This is a genomic window from Gordonia desulfuricans NBRC 100010 (assembly GCF_001485495.1).
In the GTDB taxonomy this organism is placed as follows: domain Bacteria; phylum Actinomycetota; class Actinomycetes; order Mycobacteriales; family Mycobacteriaceae; genus Gordonia; species Gordonia desulfuricans.
In genome coordinates, this window is sequence record NZ_BCNF01000008.1 from 1 (window position 1) to 19,051 (window position 19,051).

The 19,051-nt window shown below is 67.8% G+C and carries 13 protein-coding genes and 1 tRNA gene; 6 read left to right on the forward strand and 8 right to left on the reverse strand.

The features are described 5' to 3' along the window. Positions 1-195: 195 nt before the first annotated feature. The 5 genes from GD1_RS01355 to GD1_RS01375 all read right to left on the reverse strand — a co-directional run bounded on the left by GD1_RS01355 (position 196) and on the right by GD1_RS01375 (position 9,861). The gene (locus GD1_RS01355) at positions 196-903 is read right to left on the reverse strand and encodes a DUF8010 domain-containing protein (protein WP_059035148.1); all 708 of its coding nucleotides are present in this window, start codon (positions 901-903) and stop codon (positions 196-198) included. Further along, positions 900-1,346, reverse strand: coding sequence for an acyl-CoA thioesterase (locus GD1_RS01360; RefSeq protein WP_059035150.1), 447 nt, complete (start codon positions 1,344-1,346; stop codon positions 900-902). Before GD1_RS01360 ends, GD1_RS01355 begins: the two co-directional genes overlap by 4 nt. Before the next feature lie 52 nt (positions 1,347-1,398). Continuing rightward, positions 1,399-6,219, reverse strand: a complete 4,821-nt coding sequence (locus GD1_RS01365; RefSeq protein WP_059035153.1) for an NAD-glutamate dehydrogenase — start codon at positions 6,217-6,219, stop codon at positions 1,399-1,401. Between the two features lie 246 nt (positions 6,220-6,465). After that, positions 6,466-8,139 carry an energy-dependent translational throttle protein EttA gene (gene ettA, locus GD1_RS01370; protein WP_059035154.1) on the reverse strand — a complete coding sequence of 558 codons (1,674 nt, stop codon included), beginning with the start codon at positions 8,137-8,139 and terminating at the stop codon, positions 6,466-6,468. A gap of 294 nt (positions 8,140-8,433) precedes the next feature. Beyond that, positions 8,434-9,861, reverse strand: coding sequence for an MFS transporter (locus GD1_RS01375; RefSeq protein WP_162128771.1), 1,428 nt, complete (start codon positions 9,859-9,861; stop codon positions 8,434-8,436). Positions 9,862-10,193: 332 nt separating this feature from the next. Here GD1_RS01375 and GD1_RS01380 point away from each other — a divergent pair, with 332 nt between their 5' ends. The 6 genes from GD1_RS01380 (at position 10,194) to GD1_RS01405 (ending at position 15,982) form a co-directional block, all read left to right on the forward strand. Continuing rightward, a complete protein-coding gene (locus GD1_RS01380; protein WP_244882444.1) occupies positions 10,194-10,922 on the forward strand; it encodes an IclR family transcriptional regulator in 729 nt (242 codons plus the stop codon). 311 nt (positions 10,923-11,233) lie between these two features. Further along, positions 11,234-12,955, forward strand: coding sequence for a bifunctional 3-(3-hydroxy-phenyl)propionate/3-hydroxycinnamic acid hydroxylase MhpA (gene mhpA, locus GD1_RS01385; RefSeq protein WP_059035159.1), 1,722 nt, complete (start codon positions 11,234-11,236; stop codon positions 12,953-12,955). 12 nt (positions 12,956-12,967) lie between these two features. Further along, complete coding sequence (locus GD1_RS01390; protein ID WP_059035161.1) at positions 12,968-13,840, forward strand: alpha/beta fold hydrolase; 873 nt, start codon at positions 12,968-12,970, stop codon at positions 13,838-13,840. Positions 13,841-13,857: 17 nt separating this feature from the next. Continuing rightward, positions 13,858-14,799 carry a 3-carboxyethylcatechol 2,3-dioxygenase gene (locus GD1_RS01395; protein WP_059035163.1) on the forward strand — a complete coding sequence of 314 codons (942 nt, stop codon included), beginning with the start codon at positions 13,858-13,860 and terminating at the stop codon, positions 14,797-14,799. A gap of 167 nt (positions 14,800-14,966) precedes the next feature. Continuing rightward, positions 14,967-15,737 (forward strand): oxygenase MpaB family protein, encoded by a 771-nt coding sequence (locus GD1_RS01400; RefSeq protein WP_083533778.1) that lies wholly within the window; start codon positions 14,967-14,969, stop codon positions 15,735-15,737. A gap of 172 nt (positions 15,738-15,909) precedes the next feature. Next, positions 15,910-15,982: transfer RNA gene (locus tag GD1_RS01405), tRNA-Arg, on the forward strand. A gap of 371 nt (positions 15,983-16,353) precedes the next feature. Here the strand turns inward: GD1_RS01405 and GD1_RS01410 are convergent. The 3 genes from GD1_RS01410 to GD1_RS01420 are packed head-to-tail and all read right to left on the reverse strand — an operon-like array spanning position 16,354 to position 19,023. After that, on the reverse strand, positions 16,354-16,629 hold the full coding sequence (locus tag GD1_RS01410) for a hypothetical protein (protein WP_059035165.1): 276 nt from the start codon (positions 16,627-16,629) through the stop codon (positions 16,354-16,356). 13 nt (positions 16,630-16,642) lie between these two features. Beyond that, entirely contained in the window at positions 16,643-17,815 is a 1,173-nt protein-coding gene (locus GD1_RS01415; RefSeq protein WP_059035167.1) for an MFS transporter, read from the reverse strand. Further along, positions 17,812-19,023: an alpha/beta hydrolase family protein gene (locus GD1_RS01420; RefSeq protein ID WP_244882445.1), complete on the reverse strand. Its 1,212-nt coding sequence runs from the start codon at positions 19,021-19,023 to the stop codon at positions 17,812-17,814. Before GD1_RS01420 ends, GD1_RS01415 begins: the two co-directional genes overlap by 4 nt. Between the last annotated feature and the right edge of the window lie 28 nt (positions 19,024-19,051).

Sequence of the window (19,051 nt, forward strand, 5' to 3'; positions counted from 1 at the left end):
CCAGCCGAACTCAGAACGCAACCACCACGTTCGAGGTGGTCACCACCCGAAGCAACCCACCAAGGTTTCGACACGGGTCCTCGCGATGCTCGGTCCCGGCTCAACCACCGAATTCAGTTGTCACCATGGATGGTCGAGCCAACGACGAGTGGATGTGTTTCAGCTCCGACCCTAGCTCAACCACCGAATTCACGCTCATGATGACGGCAGCACCGACACGCTCAGGTCCCGGTGACGTCGCTGATAGACCGTGCCGAATCGGGCGTCGATGCGAATCCAGGCTGCTGACATCCGGATTCGTACCGGCTCGTCGGCATCGATGGTGTCGGCGTCGGCATCGGCGGTGATCGCATGACCGTCACGGTCACGGATGAAACCCATGGCGGTGAGGGCGAACAACGATCGCATGATCACTCCGGCGCGCAGACGACCGTCGTCGGAGGTCACCTCGAGGACCTCCTGGTCGAGGACGCCGGTCGCCGGACCGTGGGCACTCCCCTCCTCACGCGCCAGCCGGGCGCCGTCGCGGGCCAGACCCACCACCGCACGTGCCGGCACGTCGTCGACCTGCTGGAACCCGGTCAGCAGGGGCAGCGCCCCGCGCCAGGCGGAGTCGAAGGGCATGCCCGGGTCGACGACACCACCGGGATCGGTTGCGGACAGGGCCGAACGCAGCATCGCCGCGTCGCACACCAGGTCCTGCGGCGCCATCCGGCCGAACACGGCGCGGGTGGCGAGCACGTCGAAACCGGTGTTGGACCACAGCCCGATCAAACCATCGGGGCGCTGCGCCAGCCGGATCACCGCGGCGTCGTCGAGTGCCGACACCCGCGCCAGAAAGGCCAGGGCATCGGCACGATCGCCGTCGCCGCCGACCGTGATGAACCGCTCCGGACCGGTCATGGCCGAACGAATCGTTCGAGGTAGCCGCGTTCCGCGGGAGTCAGCCGACGCAGCCGCTGCGCATCCACGTCAAAGGCGACGAGCTGGGTCGTGGCCACCACCGCGGGCTTGGCATCGGGGGCGGCACCGTCGGGCCGCACCTCGTAACCGACGGTGAAGTCCACCGCTCGCACCTTCTCGACGAACATCGTGACCGAGATCGGCCCCTCGTCGTGACGGACCTGCTGCTGATACCGGACGTGCAGATCGGAGACGACGCAGCCGTGCCGCAGATCGGCGGTCGGACGGTCGTCGTAGAACAGCCACGGGATCCGGGCCTCCTCCAGGAGGGTCACCATCCGAGCGTGGTTGATGTGGGCGAACACATCCATATCCGACCAGCGGACCGGCACCTTGACGACATATCCGCGCTCGGTCGTCGTTCCCTCGTCCTCGTAGAGCACACCGTTCCCTTCGTCGCGTCCGTCCGGTCACCCGGCGCCGGGTCGAGCCCGGTCAACGAATAACACTACGGAGTTGCCGCGCGGCCACCGACAGGGTGGCGAGGTCGAGGTTCCCCGAATCCTCGATCTCGGCGAGCATCGCGCGCACGCGGGCGAGCCGTCCGGAGTTGGACGCCTCCCACTCGGCGATCTTCTCCGACACCGGCTCGTCGGGCTCGCTGTGCGCCAGGATCGCCAAGGTCAGGGCCCGCAGCGCGCCGTGCATGTCGTCGCGAAGTGCCAACCGCGCCAACGCATGCCACCGGTCACCGTGTTCGAGTTCGGACACCGCGGTGAGCAGTTCCTCGAGACCGAAATGCTCCATCACCGCGAAGTACAGCTCACCGGCCTCCACCGGGTCACGGTCGGAGATCTCGGCGGTGTCGATGATGTCGAGCAGGCAGAAGCGGTGCAGGCTGATCGCCACGTCGTGCGCGAGATCCGGTGGCACACCCAGTGACTGGTAGTGCGCGACCCGGGTGTCGACGTCGTGGGCCGAACCCGTCCCGAACCAGCTGTCCAGCAATGCCGTCAGCGAGCCGACGTATTCGCCGTAGCGCGTGACCTCTGCGTTCAGCGCCAGCGGCTGCGGCCGGAACGCCAGCAGCCACCGCGACGCCCGGAAGACCAGGCGCCGCGCATACAGCATCATCTCGTCGACCGCCTCGATCGACGCCGACGACGACTGCACCCGCTCCAGCAGATCGGGCATCCCGAACACGCGCTCGGCGACGACGAAGGCACGCACCGCCTCGTCGGTGGACGCCCCGGTGGCCTCCGCGAGCCGGAACAGGTGGGTGATCCCGGCACGGTCGACGACGTCGTTGACCAGAACCGTGGTCACGATCTCGCGGCGCAGACGGTGGGCGTGGATGGCACCGGTGAACCGATCCCGCAGCGGCACCGGGAAATACCCGTGCAGCCGGTCGTCGAAGGCGTCGTTGTCGGGCAGGTCGGTGGCCAGCAGATCGGATTTCGTCGCCAGCTTGACGTGCGCCATCAGGGTGGCGAGTTCCGGGCTGGTCAGGCCCCGGGCCACCTCGGAGCCGATCCGCTTGCGCAACTGCGTCGAATCCGGCAGCGCCTCCAGATGAAGGTCGACGCCGCGGCGGGCCAGCGCATCGAGCATCCGGCAGTGCACGTCCACCCGCACCCCCGAGAAGGCACGGCAGAAGCCGAGTTCGGAGTTCTGTGAGATGTTGTCGGCCAGCACCAGCCCGGCGACCTCGTCGGTCATCGACTCCAGCAGCGGATTCCGGTCGGCCGCCGCCAGCGTTCCCGCCGACACCGCGGCGTCGAGCAGGATCTTGATGTTCACCTCGTGGTCGGAGCAGTCGACCCCGGCGGAGTTGTCCATCGCATCGGTGTTCACCCGGCCGCCGGCGAGGTCGAACTCGATCCGACCGCGCTCGGTCACCCCGAGGTTGCCGCCTTCGCCGATCACCGTGACCCGCAGTTGGTCACCGGTCACCCGGATCGCGTCGTTGGCCTTGTCGCCGACCTCCGCATCGGACTCGGCACTCGCCCGCACATAGGTGCCGATGCCGCCGTTCCACAGCAGGTCGACCGGCGCCAGCAGGACCGCCCGGATCAGTTCCGGCGGTGACAGTTCGGTGACGTCGTCGGCCAGACCCAGTGCGGCGCGGATCTGTTCACCGATCGGGATGGACTTGAGCTCGCGTGACCACACCCCGCCGCCGGCACTGATCAGCGCCGGATCGTAGTCGGCCCACGACGACCGCGGCAGGGCGAACAGCCGTGCCCGTTCGGTGTAGGACAGGGCCGCATCCGGGGTCGGGTCGATGAAGACGTGGCGATGGTCGAAGGCGGCGACGAGCCGGATGTGGCGGCTGAGCAGCATGCCGTTGCCGAAGACGTCACCGCTCATGTCGCCGATCCCGACGACGGTGAAGTCCTGGGTCTGGGTGTCCACACCGATCTCGCGGAAATGCCGCTTGACCGATTCCCATGCGCCGCGGGCGGTGATGCCCATCTCCTTGTGGTCGTAACCCGCCGATCCACCCGACGCGAACGCATCACCCAGCCAGAAGCCGTAGTGCGCGGCGACATCGTTGGCGATGTCGGAGAACGACGCCGTGCCCTTGTCGGCTGCGACGACGAGATACGGGTCGTCGGCGTCGCGGCGGATCACCGACCGTGCCGGGACGATCATGCCGGTGGCCCGGTCGATGTTGTCGGTGACGTCGAGCAGTCCGGAGATGAACATCCGATAGCACTCGATTCCCTCGGCCCGCAACGCCTCCCGGTCGGTGGTGGTGTCCCCGGTGGGGGCCGGCGGGTGGGTCAGCACGAATCCGCCTTTCGCCCCGACCGGCACGATCACCGCGTTCTTGACCGCCTGTGCCTTGACCAGACCGAGGATCTCGGTGCGGAAGTCCTCCCGGCGGTCCGACCATCGCAGGCCACCGCGGGCCACGTCACCGAATCGGAGGTGCACCCCCTGCACACGCGGCGAGTACACGTAGATCTCGTGCAGCGGACGGGGTTCCGGCGCCTGCGGGATGTCGCGCGGCCGCAGCTTGAACGACATCACCGGGCGATGCCCGTCTCCGTCGTCACCGCAGATCGCCGGTCCCGCGTCACCGCTGTCGGTGACGAAGAAGTTGGTGCGGTCGGTGGCGATGACCAGGGCGGTGAACGCCGACACGATGCGATCGGCGTCCAGGCTGATCACCGCGCCGACGTCGGTCCGCAGCCGGGCCAGTACCCATTCGCGCCGCGCGACGTCGGCCAGGACCGGGCTGAACGATGCGTCGAACAGGGCGACGAGTCCGCGGGTCACGTCCACATGGCGTCCCAGAGTGGAGGCCACATGGTCTGTGCTGTACGGGAATCCGCATTGCCGTAGGTAGCCGCCGTAGGCACGCAGCATCGCCGCCGACCGCCAGTCCAGCCCGCACCGCATGACCAGTTCGTTGTAGCGGTCCACCTCCGCCCGTCCGCGCCACACCTGACTGAACGCCTGGGTGAAGCGTTGCGGTAGATCATCGTGCCCGTCGGGGGCGTACACCGACATCCCCGCGGCCAGGGTGACGGCGAACTCGTAGACGTGGCAGGACTGTCCGTCCGGACGCACGAGCGTGTAGGGATGCTCGTCGATGACGTCGAGGCCGAGGCTGTGCAGCACCGGCAACACGTCGGTCAGGGTGGCGGTCTCGCCGCAGAGGTAGAGCGCGAAGTCCCAGGCACCCGCATCCTCGGCGCGGCCGTCGCCCGGCTGTCGCAGGGCCACCGCCAGATCCCCCGGCCGGAGCCCGGCGACCTGGGCCAGATCGCCGACGGCGGCGGCCGGGTCACGCTGGTCCTTGTAGTCCGTCGGCAGCGATCCGATCAGCCGCAGCATCGCGTCGGCCCCGCCGCGCGGCATGGTGACCATCCCGTCACCGGCGGTGCCGATCAGCTCACGGACACGCTCGTCCCAGCTGCGGATCGCCTCGGACAGACTCGCCTGCAGTTGCCGGTGCAGTGGTGTGCCGATGTCGCCCGGGCCCCGCGACCGCGCCAGTTCCGGGTCGATGCGCACCATGACCTGCAACTGCGCCAGGGGCATCTCGCTGACCCGCGCGGAGTACTCCAGCGCCGATCCGTGCAGGGCGTCGGTCACGGCGTTCTGCAGGGCGAGCCGCACGACGGTGTTGTAGCGGTCGCGCGGCAGATAGATGAGTGCGGTGGCCGCCTCACCGTCGGGGTTGATCCGCAGGAAGACACGCAGCGACCGGGTGGCCACCGCGTCGAGCATCTCCTCGAGTCGGCGGTGCAGCTGCGCGGCACTGGACTCGAACATCTCCACCAGCGGATAGTTCTGCAGCAGTTCGATCATCGACTGTCCGGCGAACGAGTCGTCGTCGACGCCGGCGTAGGCGATCACCTCGTCGACCTTGCGTCGCAGGACCGGTACGTCCTGGACGGTCTGGTGCAGGCCGGACGGGGTGAACGTACCCAGGAAGCGATACTCACCGGTGTGGGTGCCGGCAGTGTCGAAGGTGGGCACCTGGAGCAGGATCGGGAAGTCGGAGCGCTGGATTCCGGTCTCGAGGTGGACCCGGGTGATCCGCGGGGCCATCGGCATCTCGGTGACCAACGGGAACTCCGGCTCCACACCCCCGGGCCGGTAGATGCCCAACCGGGCATCGGCATGGCCGGACGCATCGATCCGTGCACTGCCGAGGGGCACGAAGTGGTTGCCCGCGAACCATTCGAGCAGCCGGGCGTACTCCCCGCGCTCGTCGGCGGTGAGACCGGCGACGTCGGCGGGCCGGTCGGCGGCGCAGGCCGATGCGCACGCACCGAGTGCGGTCCGCATCGATGCGGCGTCCTCGTCGACATCGGCGACCCGGCCGATCACGTCGAGCAGGTCGGTGCGCAGCCGGGCGTCGTCGATCCGGCCGTGGGTGGTCAGCGCCGACACCGAGATCCACGACTCGAGGGTTCCGCTGCGGACCCCGGACACATCGGTGAGCACCCCGCCCGCATCGCGGGTCACCGACAGGATCGGGTGATCGATCCGCACCGCGCTGAGCCCGTGGCCTTCCAGGGTCGCCAGCACCGCCTCGACCAGCAGCGGCATGTCGTCGTTGACCACCACGACCTCGGTGCCGCCGGACGACGCGGTGGTGACGTCGACGATCGACTGCCCGGGCGCCCGAACGCCGGCGATCTCGAGATGGCGACGGATCCGCTCCACCGCGTCGGTGTCGAGCGTATCCGGGTCGATCGTGTCCCGACCGTGGTGGCCGGTGTCGCCGACCGCACCGACCGACGCGGCAAGATAGTTCGGAATGACCTGTGGCAGAAGCGAAATAACGTCAGACAACGAAAAATCATCCCCTCACGGGCAACCGGTGGCGCCGCGACCGGAACCTGCGGCCTCACTCGCGAGCCTAGCCTTTTCGCGGCCTCGCGGCCGGAACTCAACGGGTATCGGCGGACATATCCGACGGGCCGTGCGCGCCGGTCGCGTGCGGGGGCGACACGGGTCGGCGAGTGCGGGTCTGCCGCAGGACGCCGACGGCCCCGGCGCACATCTGTGCGCCGGGGCCGTCGGTTACGACTCGTGAGGTCAGTCGCGGGTGAGCTTGCGGTGGGTCACCCGGTGCGGGCGGGCCGCATCGGCGCCCAGGCGCTCGACCTTGTTGGCCTCGTAGGCCTCGAAGTTGCCCTCGAACCAGAACCACTGTCCTTCTTCGACATTGCCCTCCCACGCCAGGATGTGGGTACAGGTGCGGTCGAGGAACCAGCGGTCGTGGGAGATCACGACGGCGCAACCGGGGAACTTCTCCAGCGCGTTCTCCAGCGAGCCGAGGGTCTCGACGTCGAGGTCGTTGGTCGGCTCGTCGAGCAGGATCAGGTTGCCGCCCTCCTTGAGGGTGAGCGCCAGGTTGAGGCGGTTGCGCTCACCACCGGAGAGCACCTCCGACCGCTTCTGCTGGTCCGGGCCCTTGAACCCGAAGGCCGACACGTAGGCACGTGAGGGCATCTCGTTCTGGCCGACCTCGATGTAGTCGAGTCCGTCGGAGACGACCTCCCACACCGTCTTCTTGGGGTCGATGTTGGCGCGGCTCTGGTCGACGTAGCTCAGCTTGACCGTCTCGCCGACCTTGACCGACCCGGAGTCGGGCTGCTCGAGTCCGACGATGGTCTTGAACAGTGTGGTCTTACCGACACCGTTCGGGCCGATCACGCCGACGATGCCGTTGCGCGGCAGCGTGAACGACAGGTCCTTGATCAGGACGCGACCCTCGAAGCCCTTGTCGAGGTGCGAGACCTCCACCACGATGTCGCCCAGACGCGGCGGCGTCGGGATCTGGATCTCCTCGAAGTCGAGCTTGCGGGCCTTCTCCGCCTCGATCGCCATCTCCTCGTACCGCGCCAGACGTGCCTTGTTCTTGGTCTGGCGGGCCTTGGCACCGGAACGGACCCAGGCGAGCTCCTCCTTGAGGCGCTTCTGCAGCTTCTGGTCCTTCTTGCCCTGCACCTCGAGGCGCTCGGCCTTCTTCTCCAGGTAGGTGGAGTAGTTGCCCTCGTACGGGTGCAGCTTGCCGCGGTCGACCTCACAGATCCACTCGGCGACGTGGTCGAGGAAGTACCGGTCGTGGGTGACGGCCAGGACGGCGCCCGGGTAGCTCGCGAGGAACTGCTCGAGCCAGAGCACGCTCTCGGCGTCGAGGTGGTTGGTGGGCTCGTCGAGGAGCAGCAGGTCGGGCTTGCTGAGCAGCAGCTTGCACAGTGCGACGCGGCGGCGCTCACCACCGGACAGGTGGGTCACCGGGGAGTCGGCCGGCGGGCAACGCAGCGCGTCCATCGCCTGCTCGAGCTGGCTGTCGAGGTCCCAGGCGTCGGCGTGGTCGAGCTCCTCCTGGAGCTTGCCCATCTCCTCCATCAGCTCGTCGGAGTAGTCGGTGGCCATCAGTTCGGCGATCTCGTTGAACCGGTCGAGCTTGACCTTGATCTCGCCGAGGCCCTCCTCGACGTTCTGCTTGACCGTCTTCTCCTCGTTGAGCGGCGGCTCCTGCAGCAGGATGCCGACGGTGGCCTCGGGGTCGAGGAAGGCCTCACCGTTGGACGGCTGGTCCAGACCCGCCATGATCTTCAGGATCGAGGACTTACCGGCGCCGTTGGGGCCCACCACGCCGATCTTGGCGCCCGGGAAGAAGGACATGGTGACGTCGTCGAGGATGACCTTGTCGCCGTGCGCCTTGCGCACCTTCTTCATGGTGTAGATGAATTCGGCCATGTTTGCACTCCTGACCTGCAGCGGACGTGATTCGTAGGCGGTTCGCGGGCGGCCCCGTCGGCTCCGGGGCACGGCTCGTGAACGTTCGACCATCCAGCCTAGTGCCCCGGCCACTCCTGGCGAGGACCGCCCTGGCCCCGCATGTCGGGAATGCCCCCGCCGAGCACCCCGCCGACCACCCCGGCGGCGAGCACCCGAACAGCAGGCGCACCGATACGACGAGCAGGGGCCCGGCCATCATGGCCGGACCCCTGCGTCGGAGGTGTCAGCGGGTGTCACACCCGGGGTGGCGTGTCAGGCCGAGGTGCTCTCCCCCGCGGCGATCGCACCTTTCGTGACCCGCTCGGTGGCCGGCGACGGCGTCGACACCGGCGTCTCGATCACCGCTGTGGCCGGGGCGTCGGGGGTCTCCGGGTTCTCGCTGCGTCCGCGGTAGCTGCGGTCGAGTCCGAACATGAAGACCGCCGCGACGACGAGCACCGCACCGAACAGGACATAGAGGCCCTGCGGGGTCCAGCCGGCACCGAGGAGGTAGCCGGTGACGATCGGGGCGACGATCGACACGAGTCGTCCGATACCGATCATCAGACCCACCCCGGTGCCGCGGACGGCCGCAGGGTAGACCGACGGGCTGATCGCATAGAACCCGGCGACACCGCCGTTGGCGGTCAGTCCGACGAACACCGCGAGCACCATGCCCAGCGCGACGATCTCGAATCCGTTGGCGTAGGCGACGAAGACGATCGCGCCGCCGAGCAGCAGCAGGGTGTTGACGATGCGCGGGCGCAGGATCAGCGTGAGCGAGGCGAAGATCAGCGCGCCGATCACGCCGCCCACGTTGATCAGCACACCCGCGGTGGTACCCATGCCCGAGTCGCCGGTGGCATCGGTCAGCAGCTTGGGGGTCCAGGTGTTGGCGAAGTAGAACGACGCCATCAGGCAGGAGTAGCCGATCCACAGCATGATGGTGCGGCGCCCCATGATGCCGGCGAACAGACCGCCCTTCACACCACGCACGTGCTTGGCCGCAACCGGCTCCGGAAGCTCTTGCGCCGGTTCGTATCCGAGCTTCTCCGCGATGGCGTTGTACTTTGCCAGCGCATTCTTCGGGCGCTTGTCGACGAGGAACTCGATCGATTCGGGCATCGCCCGGATGACGACGACGAGCAGCATGGCGGTGACGATGGTTCCGAACAGGAAGGCCGAACGCCACCCGAACTGCGAGATCAGCACGCCCGAGATGGCGCCACCGAGGGCCACACCGCCGGGCAGGCCGGCACCGTAGAGTCCGAGCGCCAGGCCGCGCCGGCGGTCACTGCTGTTCTCCGACACCAGGATGTTGAGGTTGGCGACGAGACCACCGATACCCAGGCCGGCGAAGGCGCGGAACGCGATCAGCTGACCGGGGTCGGCGGCGATCGTCGACAGCGCCATGCCGATGGTGATCACGACGAGACAGGCGATGGTCATCGGCCGGCGACCGTACCGGTCGGCCAGCGGCGAGAGCGCGAAGGCGCCCACCGCCGTACCGATCAGTCCGGCGCTGAGCAGATAGCCGACCTCCACCGACGACAGGTTCCAGTCGTCACTGAGGTGGGGTGCCACGAACGCCATGATGAGGATCTCGAATCCGTCGACCATGCACAGCAAGAAGCAGATGACGATGGTCTGGATCTGATACCGGCGCATCGGCTGGGTGCGAATGGCTTCGCGAATATCCATGAGGGGGTTGCCTTTCACAGCACGCGCTCCCCGACTCCCTCGACGAGGGCACACTCCTGCCCGCATGTCCGGTCGCAGCGAACGGATATCGCAGGGGTGCATGAGGTGGGTCACGCATGAACGGGATCGTCACCGTCACGACCGGGCGTGAACTCCGGAAGTCAGAGGTGGACGAAGTGAGAGTCGAGGCGCCGACGGGGCTTCGATGCGCTCGTGATGCACAAGGGTGACAGCGCTCACGGAATATGTCAACAGCCTCCCGGCTCACCGCGCGACACAGCCGATCACACGCCATGTGCACAATGTGCACAATGTCACCTTAAGCTGTGGCCGTGGCCTCCATCGAAACGACGTCGGGCGATCCGACCCCACCGACCTCCGCGACACCCGCGCGGGCAGCCGGCACCCAGACGCTCGCACGCGGCCTCACCGCGTTGGAGCTGGTGGCGAATTCCCCTGGTGGACTGACCATTCAGGACGTGGCCGAGCGCCTCGGAGTGCACCGCAGCATCGCCACCCGACTACTGGCGACGATCGCCGACTTCCGCCTGATCAACCGCGGTCCCGACGGCCGATTCCGGGCCGGCGGAGGACTCGCAGCCTTGGCCCGCACGGTGTATTCGAGCCTGCGCGAAGTGGCCGCGGGCCCGATGCAGGAGCTCGCCGATCGCCTCGACGCGAGCGTCGCCCTGTTCGTCGCCGAGACCGACGACGCGGTCGCGGTGATGGTCGCCGAGCCGTCGAACTCGGCCGTCCGCGTCTCGTTCCGCGAGGGCGGGCGCCATCCGCTCGACCACGGCGCGGCGGGATATGCGCTGCTCACAGCCCTGCCACCCCGTCCCGGTGAGGATCCACGGGTCACCGAGGGCCGACGTACCGGATACGTGGTGAGCTACGGCGAGGTGATGCAGGGATATTGGGGGCTCGGTGTGCCGCTGGCCCATGCCGAGAACGAACCGCCGGCCTGCCTGACGATCATCAGCGCCTCGCGTGAACTGATCGACACCTGCATCGACGCAACCCTGGCGACCGCAGCCCAACTGAGCAGCCACACTCGCTGACCATCCGGCCCGATCCGGGCCCGACCTGCGTCGATCCGGCGCGACACCACCACACATCACCCCACCCGCGACCCGCACCGCCTCCGAAGGCCGTGCGGGTCGCGGGCGTTCGCGCGCGGTTGTGCCGTCGCCGGATCACCCCGGCGAGCTTGACAGGAGGGGGTGTGTTCGTGTTCACATAGTAGTGGTATAAGTGCAACTACCGATCACAACAGCTCACTATGTGAACAGCGACGGAAGGGACCACCGAGTTCGTACGGCCACGGGGCGGTCGACGGACTCGCACGTTCGGTTTCAGGAGTAAGGAACCCATGAGCACCACCCACGACAGCGACGTCATCATCGTCGGCGCAGGCCCGGTCGGCCTGATGCTGGCGAACATCCTCGGCATGTACGGCCATTCGGTCACCCTGCTCGAGGCGCTCGATGAGCTCATCGACTACCCGCGCGGCGTGGGGCTCGACGACGAGTCCTTCCGCACCATCCAGACCGTCGGTCTGGTGGAAACCGTTCGCCCCCATACGAATCCGCAGCACATCATGCGGCTCGTCAACGGTGCCGGGAAGGTCATCCTGGTCAACAACCCGCAGACCCTCGAGTTCGGCTGGGAGCGCAAGCACGGCTTCATCCAGCCCGAGGTCGACCGCGCACTGTTCGACGGTCTCGCCCGCTACGAGAATGTCCGCGTGCTGTTCGGTCACCGCGTCGAGGACGTGGTGGAGGACGCCGACTCGGTGACCGCCGTCGCATTGGTCACCGGCGCCGACGGACAGATCACCGAGGAGCGCTTCCGCGCCCGCTACCTGGTCGGCTGCGAGGGCGGCAAGTCCCCCACCCGCAAGCGCCTGGGTGTGTCGTTCGAGGGTGAGTCCCCGTCGACCCGCTGGCTGGTCGTCGACGTCAACAACGACCCGCTGGGTACCCCCAACGTCTTCCTCGGCGCCGACCCGAAGCGCCCCTACGTCTCCATCGGCCTGCCGCACGCGGTGCGCCGCTGGGAGTTCATGCTCCACGACGACGAGACCGAGGAACAGGTCACCGATCCGGTATTCGTCAACAAGCTTCTCGCCGAACATGTTCCGGACCCCGCCAACCTGGAGTTCATCCGTCGCCGCGTGTTCACCCACCACGGTCGGGTGGCCTCGAGCTTCCGCAAGGGCCGTCAGATCGTCGCCGGCGACGCCGCGCACCTGATGCCGGTGTGGATGGGCCAGGGCTGGAACTCCGGAATGCGCGATGCCACCAACCTCGGCTGGAAGCTCGCCGCGGTGCTGTCGGGTCAGGCCGGTGACGCCCTGCTCGACACCTACACCGACGAGCGCAAGGAACACTCGAAGGCGATGGTCGACCTGTCGCTCACCTTCGGTCGGTTCATCAAGGTGACCAATCCGCTCGCCGCGGCGGCCCGCGACGCGGCGTCGTCGGTGCTCAACCTGTTCCCGCAGGTCAAGAGCTACTTCGCGGATATGCGTTTCAAGCCGATGCCGCGCTATACCCGCGGCGTGCTGGCCGACCCCTCCACGCAGGTGTCCGGCAGTGCCGCGGCGTCGATCACCCGCCGGATCATCCCGGTGCGCACCGCCAACACCACCGTCTCCCCGGTCGGCGTGCAGTTCCCGCAGCCGCGGGTCAACACCCCCGCCGCCGAGAACGTGCTGCTCGACGACGCGATCGGCAACTGGTGGTCGGTGGTCGTCTGGGGCAACGACCCCACCGACGTGCTGCCGCAGGCCTCGCTCGACAAGCTCTCCGCCCTCGGCGCCCGCCTCGTGTCGATCGTCCCGGAGACCCAGCGGGAGTGGGCCCAGCAGCACATGACCGACGGCGTGCTGGTGCTCGGTGATCACACCGGCCAGGTCAAGAAGTGGTTCGACGACCGGCCCACGCCGATGATCTTCCTGCGTCCCGACCGCTTCGTCGCCGGTGCCTGCCTGAACCAGCACGGTCCGGCCACCCTGGACGCGATCCTCCGGGCGATGTCGTTCACCGGCCGGTCCGCGACCGCCCCCGCCGCGCCCGCCCTCGTCCACTGAAGGAGATTTCTCATGTCCACCTCCATCACCACCCCCATCCCCGAGTACACGACCGATGCGTTCTTCGGTCTCGAGGACAAGTGGCTGCAGACCGCCGACGGCGAGTTGACCCACTACCACGAGCTCGGTGAGGGCACCCCGATCCTGTTCCTGCACGGCTCCGGCACCGGTGTCACCGCGGCCGCGAACTGGTGGCTCAACCTGCCCGAGCTGAGCGCCCACGGCCGCTGCATCGCGATCGACTCGATCGGCTACGGCCAGTCGGTCGTCGCCGACGGCACCGCCTACGGCATCAAGGAATGGGTGCGTCACGCGGTGCGCGTCCTCGACGCCCTGGGCATCGAGAAGACCTGGATCGTCGGCAACTCCCTCGGCGGCTGGCTGGCCTTCCAGTTCGCCATCGACTTCCCCGAGCGTCTGCTCGGCGTCATCTCGATGGGTACCGGCGGCGCCAAGCTGACCGGTGCACTCAAGGGCCACTCCAACCCCACGCTCACCGAAGAGGGCATCCGCAACACGCTGGAGATGTTCGTCGTCGACAAGAGCCTGGTGACCGACCAGCTGGTCTCGCTGCGCTACCAGTCGGCACTCAACGACACCGCCTCCGATCGGCTCGCCGACGTCGTCGCCGCCCGTGACCGTGACCGCTACGATCTGCCGCTGGACTTCGATGTGCTTGCGCGCCTGGATATCCCGGTTCTGTTGATCCACGGCATGCAGGATGTCGTGATCCCGGTGTCGCGGACCTGGGAACTGCTCAACGTGATCCCCCACGCCGACGCGCACATCTTCAGTCAGTGCGGTCACTGGTCGCAGGTCGAGCGGTCCGCGGAGTTCAATCAGGTCGTCGGCAGCTACCTCGCGCGGCACGCCGGCAACCGCTGAGTCGAAGGAGACTCGTCATGACCCAGGCACTGTTGTGTATGTCGCACAGCCCGTTGCTCGAACACGCCGACCCGCCGGCCGAGGTCGTCGACGCGGTGCAGGCATCGTTCGAGCAGGCACGCACCTTTGTGCGCGACTTCGATCCCGAACTGGTCGTCAACTTCGGGCCCGATCACTACAACGGGTTCTTCTACGACCTGATGCCGCCGTTCTGTGTGGGCTACCGCGCCCACGGAACCGGGGACTACGACTCCTTCGCCGGTGACCTCGACGTCCCCGAGCAGCTCGCCGAGGAACTCGCACAGTTCGTGATCGACCGTGAGATCGATCTGGCGATCTCGCGCCGCATGGAGGTCGACCACGGTGCGGTGCAGCCGATGGAGATCCTGCACGACGGCAACGCCGCCGCGCGGCCGGTGCTGCCGATCTTCGTCAACTCCGTCGCCCGGCCCTTCGTGCCCGTGTCCCGGGTGCGCAAGTTCGGTCAGGCCGTCGGCGAGTTCTTCGCGGGTCAGGACAAGCGCGTGCTGTTCCTCGGCTCCGGCGGCCTCTCCCACGACCCGCCGGTACCGCAGTTCGCCACCGCCAACGACGCCCAGCGTGAGTTCCTCACCGCCGGAAGGCATCCGTCGGCCGAGTTCCGCGCCCAGCGTCAGGCCAACACCATCGAGACCGCACGCAAGTTCGCCGCGGGCGAGGCCGACATCATCGACCTCAACCCCGACTGGGACCGGGCGTTCCTGAAGGTGTGCTCGTCGGGCAAGGTGGAGGGCTTCGACGCCTACACCGCCGACGACATGGACGCCACCGCCGGGCACTCCTCCCACGAGGTGCGCACCTGGGTGGCCGCCTACTCGGCACTGAGCGCCTGCGGCGAGTACGACGTCACCTACGAGTTCTACCGGCCGATCCGCGAGTACATCGCCGGATTCGCCGTCACCACCGCCGTCCTGCGCTGAGCGACCCTCTGCCCGTACGACATCTGAGTGTGGCCCCGGCTCGACCAGCCGGGGCCACACTCGTCTGCGGTGCATCGCACGCCGTACCCCACGGCCATCTCGCGTGACCTGTCCACCCCCGGCAGCTAATCTGATTACGGATGTATCCAGAATCGGGGGTTGGTGCGATGAGTCAGGACGTCACACGGTTGCCGACGCGGCACGTCGACATGCCGCTGGTCTACCGGTACCTCGGCGACCGCCGGTTCGCCTACGCACTCCCCCGGGCACTCACCCTGCAGATCCTGCACCCGGGTAACGCCGCAGGCCTCGTCGCCCATGTGCCGCGCGGACTCTGGACCCACAAGCAGCGTGCGGTGTCGGAGATGATCTACATCGCCTACAGCAACCGGGACCTGACGTCGGTCATCCGAACCGCGCACGCCCACGTGAAGGGCGTCGACGGCTTCGGCGACCGGTACCACGCCCTCGACCCGGACCTGTTCTTCTTTCAGCACGCGACCTACGTCGACACCCTGTTCACCGCGGTGGAGACCTTCGATCACCGGCTCGACGCCGACGAGCGCGACCTGCTCTACCGCGACTGCTGCCGCTGGTATGCCAAGTACGACATCTCCGCACGCATCATGCCCACCACATACCACGAGTTCGTCGAGTGGTTCGACGACTACTGCGCCACCCGACTCCGCACCTCCCCCGACAGCGACAGCCTGCGCGAGCGTGCCCTCAACCCGAACACCTGGTATCCGGCCAGGGTTCCGTCGGGCGCAGTACGCGCCCTCTTGCATCCCCGCGCATGCGAGCTACTCGGCGTCGAGGTGAGCCGATCGGACCGGATGTCGTTGCGGGCGTTCACCTTCCGGACCACGCTGCTGGCCACACTCATCGGGCGGCACGCCATGCTGATCCCGGCCGCCCGACACGACCCGGACAACTGACGCCGAGGTTGTCCACAGATCTCGTTCACGTCGTCACATCGGACCGACGGTGGTCCATGCTGGGTGGGCGCGGGATCGGTGCCGCTGAGGGGACGGTCACCGATCCCGTGACAACCCGCCACCTGTCGGCGGATATACTCGCGAGGCCGAGCACCACACCAGGTCTCGGCGCGCCTCCGTAGCTCAATGGATAGAGCATCGGCCTTCTAATCCGGTGGTTGCTGGTTCGAGTCCAGCCGGGGGCACCGTCACATCCTTGCCGGCCTCCGGCCGGAGTGCGCCCACTGAGTTCGAGTGGCATCCCGGAGGGCGCACCGTCACATCCCTGCCGACCTCCGGGTCCGGCCGTGTCCTCGCCGACGACCCGTCATGGCCCCCAGCGCACAGAGCCGAGAATCCCGAGGACGAGTTCCTGAACGTTTTTTCGGTAGTTCTCACAGCCGGACGGCCGTCCTCGTCGTACGGACCGGATGATCACACCAGCGGGCTCGGGCGACCGACGCGCGGCCGATCGATCTGCCTGACCTGGTGTTTCAGATTGCGCGCACCGAGGAAAGCTGCTCGAGGAGATCTCCACGCGGAGTCCGTGTCCGGGTGAGAAGGCGTTCTCCGTCGGTCACACGGCGGGTTCTGCACCGCCGTCGGCGGCCGCGGTGATCCGATCCTTCGACAGCAGCGCAACGGCGCAGACGAGCGCGAGCCCGAAGACCGCGGTGGCGACCCAGAAGCCGACGGTGATCGCGTCGGCCGCATGCTGCGGGAGCGGACTGTGCGTCACCTGGTGATCGACACCCATCACGATCGACCCGATCACCGCGACGCCCAGGGTGCCGCCCAGCTGACGGATGGTCTGCACGATGCCCGATGCCTGACTCCGTTCGGCTGCGCTCACGCGCGAGAGCGCGTCAGTGTTTGTCGGCGAGAACAACAGTCCGAGTCCGAAGCCGGTGATGACCATGCCCGGCACCTGCAGCGCGTAGTCGAGATGCGGAAGTGATGCGGCCCAGCAGGCCATGCCGATGGTCGCTGTCGCGAGGGCCCGTGATCACCGGTGGGCGGTTGCCGCGGCGGTCGTACCAGCGGCCGCCGAGTTGCGCGGCGACGGTGATCGGCAGGATCAACGGCAGCGCGGCGACGCCGGCCTTCATCGGGCTCATGTGCAGCAGATCCTGCAGACACAACGTGGAGAACAAGATCGCGGCGAGCAACGAGAACTGGACGAGACCGAGGGTGATGAGATTCGCCACGAATGCGCGGCGCGCGAACAACCGGACCGCGACCAGTGGTGTGGCCGAGCGCCATTGAGAGACAACGAATGCCCCGATGATGGTCAGTCCGCTGATCAGCGGTACCAGTGTGGCCGGTGAACTCCAATGCCAGGTACTGCCCTGCTGGATGGCCAACACGGTGAGCAGCAGCCCCGAGACGAGCGTGACGGCGGCACCGAGACTGACGTGTGCATCGCGGTCGCGTCCGTTGGCCGGCCGGGCGACCGCGACGAGAACGAGCGCGAGGACACCGACCGGAACGTTCAGCCAGAACACCGCACGCCAGCTGATCCACTCGGTGAGCGCCCCGCCGATCAGGGGGCCTATCGCCAGAAAGATCTGCGAGACACCGGCATAGACGGCCATGGCCCGACCGCGTCCGCTGATCGCAAAGGCATCCATCACGATCCTCGCCGACACCGGCATCATCAGTGCAGCGCCGACTCCCTGCGCAGCGCGTGCGGCCAGAATCCAGATCTCACCGCCACCGGCCGGTGCGATCCCGCAGAACACGGAGGCGACAAAGAACGTGATGACGCCCAGGCAGAAGCACGTCACCCGCCCCAGTCGGTCGCCGAGTTTGCCGCCGAGCGCGACGCAGGCGGCCATCGCGAGAACATAGGCGTTGACCACCCATTGCTGGCCCGACGGCGACAGCCCGAGATCGCGGGTCATCGACGGCAACGCCACCGTGACGACTGTCTGGTCGAGCATGATCATCGACAGTGCGCCGGTCATCGCGAACAGCGTCAGCCAGCGGTTGCCGGCGAGCTGTGCGGTGCGTTGCACCGCACCTGTTGCGGTGCTCACCGACGGCCACCGATCGGATCGGTGAAGAGCCCCGATGCCGGGATTCCGATGCGGTCGGCGAGGACTCCGTCGAGCCAGTCGTAGACGACGTCATCCCAGACCCGCTGGCCCAGGCCACCGCAGTGCCCGGAGATGCCCGTGCTCGGGTCGGGGGCGAAGAGTCGCTTGTTCTCGACGGTGAGAGCGGCGAACAGTGCCTCACCCTGCCCGCCGACCGGGTCACCGGAGGACTCGACGATCATCGTGGGACAGCGAATTTCGCTTGCCCGATCGATCATGGTGAACGATGTGAGCTCGCGGAAGTACTCGGCGATGGTGCGCACCCCGTGGCAGGCCATGCGAGAGCCGAAGAAGTCGGCGCGTTCGCGGCTGACCCGGCTCAGCGCGGTCATCAGCGGGGCCGCGATACGTCCCTTCCAGCCGGCGGGGATCTTGGCGCCCATGTCGGGCTGGGCGGGATCGCAGATCATTGCGGCGATGCGGGATTCCCCGGCGACGCCCCGCGGAACCAGGTAGCCGGCGAACGATCGTCCCACGGCGACGAGTCGCCGGTTGTCGACGCCCGGCACGGTGACGAGCCAATCGAGGATCTGCGACAGCACGGTCTCGTAGTCGGAGCGGAAGTACACGTGGTCGACGATGAGGGTCGAGCCCTGTCCGGGGCCCTCGACGGACAGGACGTTGTAACCGCGGGCCAATGCGCCCTGCGCGAAGCCCCACCCCGATTCGGCGGTCGAATCGTATCCACACGGCATGACGACGGTGGGCCGCGGACGATCGTCGGCGGCCGGCCGGAACAGCCAGCCGTGGATGTCGATGCGCCGGTCGGATGTGGTGAAGGGGATGGCCACCTCGGTGGCGACGATCGGACTGGCCGTGTGGCCCAACAGGTCCATCGCCCGCGCGAAGGTCTGGCAGTGAGCCTGGTAGGAGTCGCGGAGCCGCTCGTCGTCCAGGTCGGTGCGGAGGTAGAAGTAGGCCTGCCGGTAGTGCTCCGAGGCCCGCAGGTAGCACTGGTGGGCGGTCACCAGGTGTCCTGCGACATGTGCCTGTTCCGCGGCGTCACGCACCGACTCGGCGCGGGCCGACCACCGCTTGTACCACCGTTGCGGGTTGTACCTGCCGCCGATCTCGCGGGCCGTCGTGTACGCCTCGCCGAGATCGGCGGCGCCGACGGCCGCTGCGGCCAGGGTTCGGCCGAACTGCACACCGCGAATGCCCGGCCCGCCCGCCCGA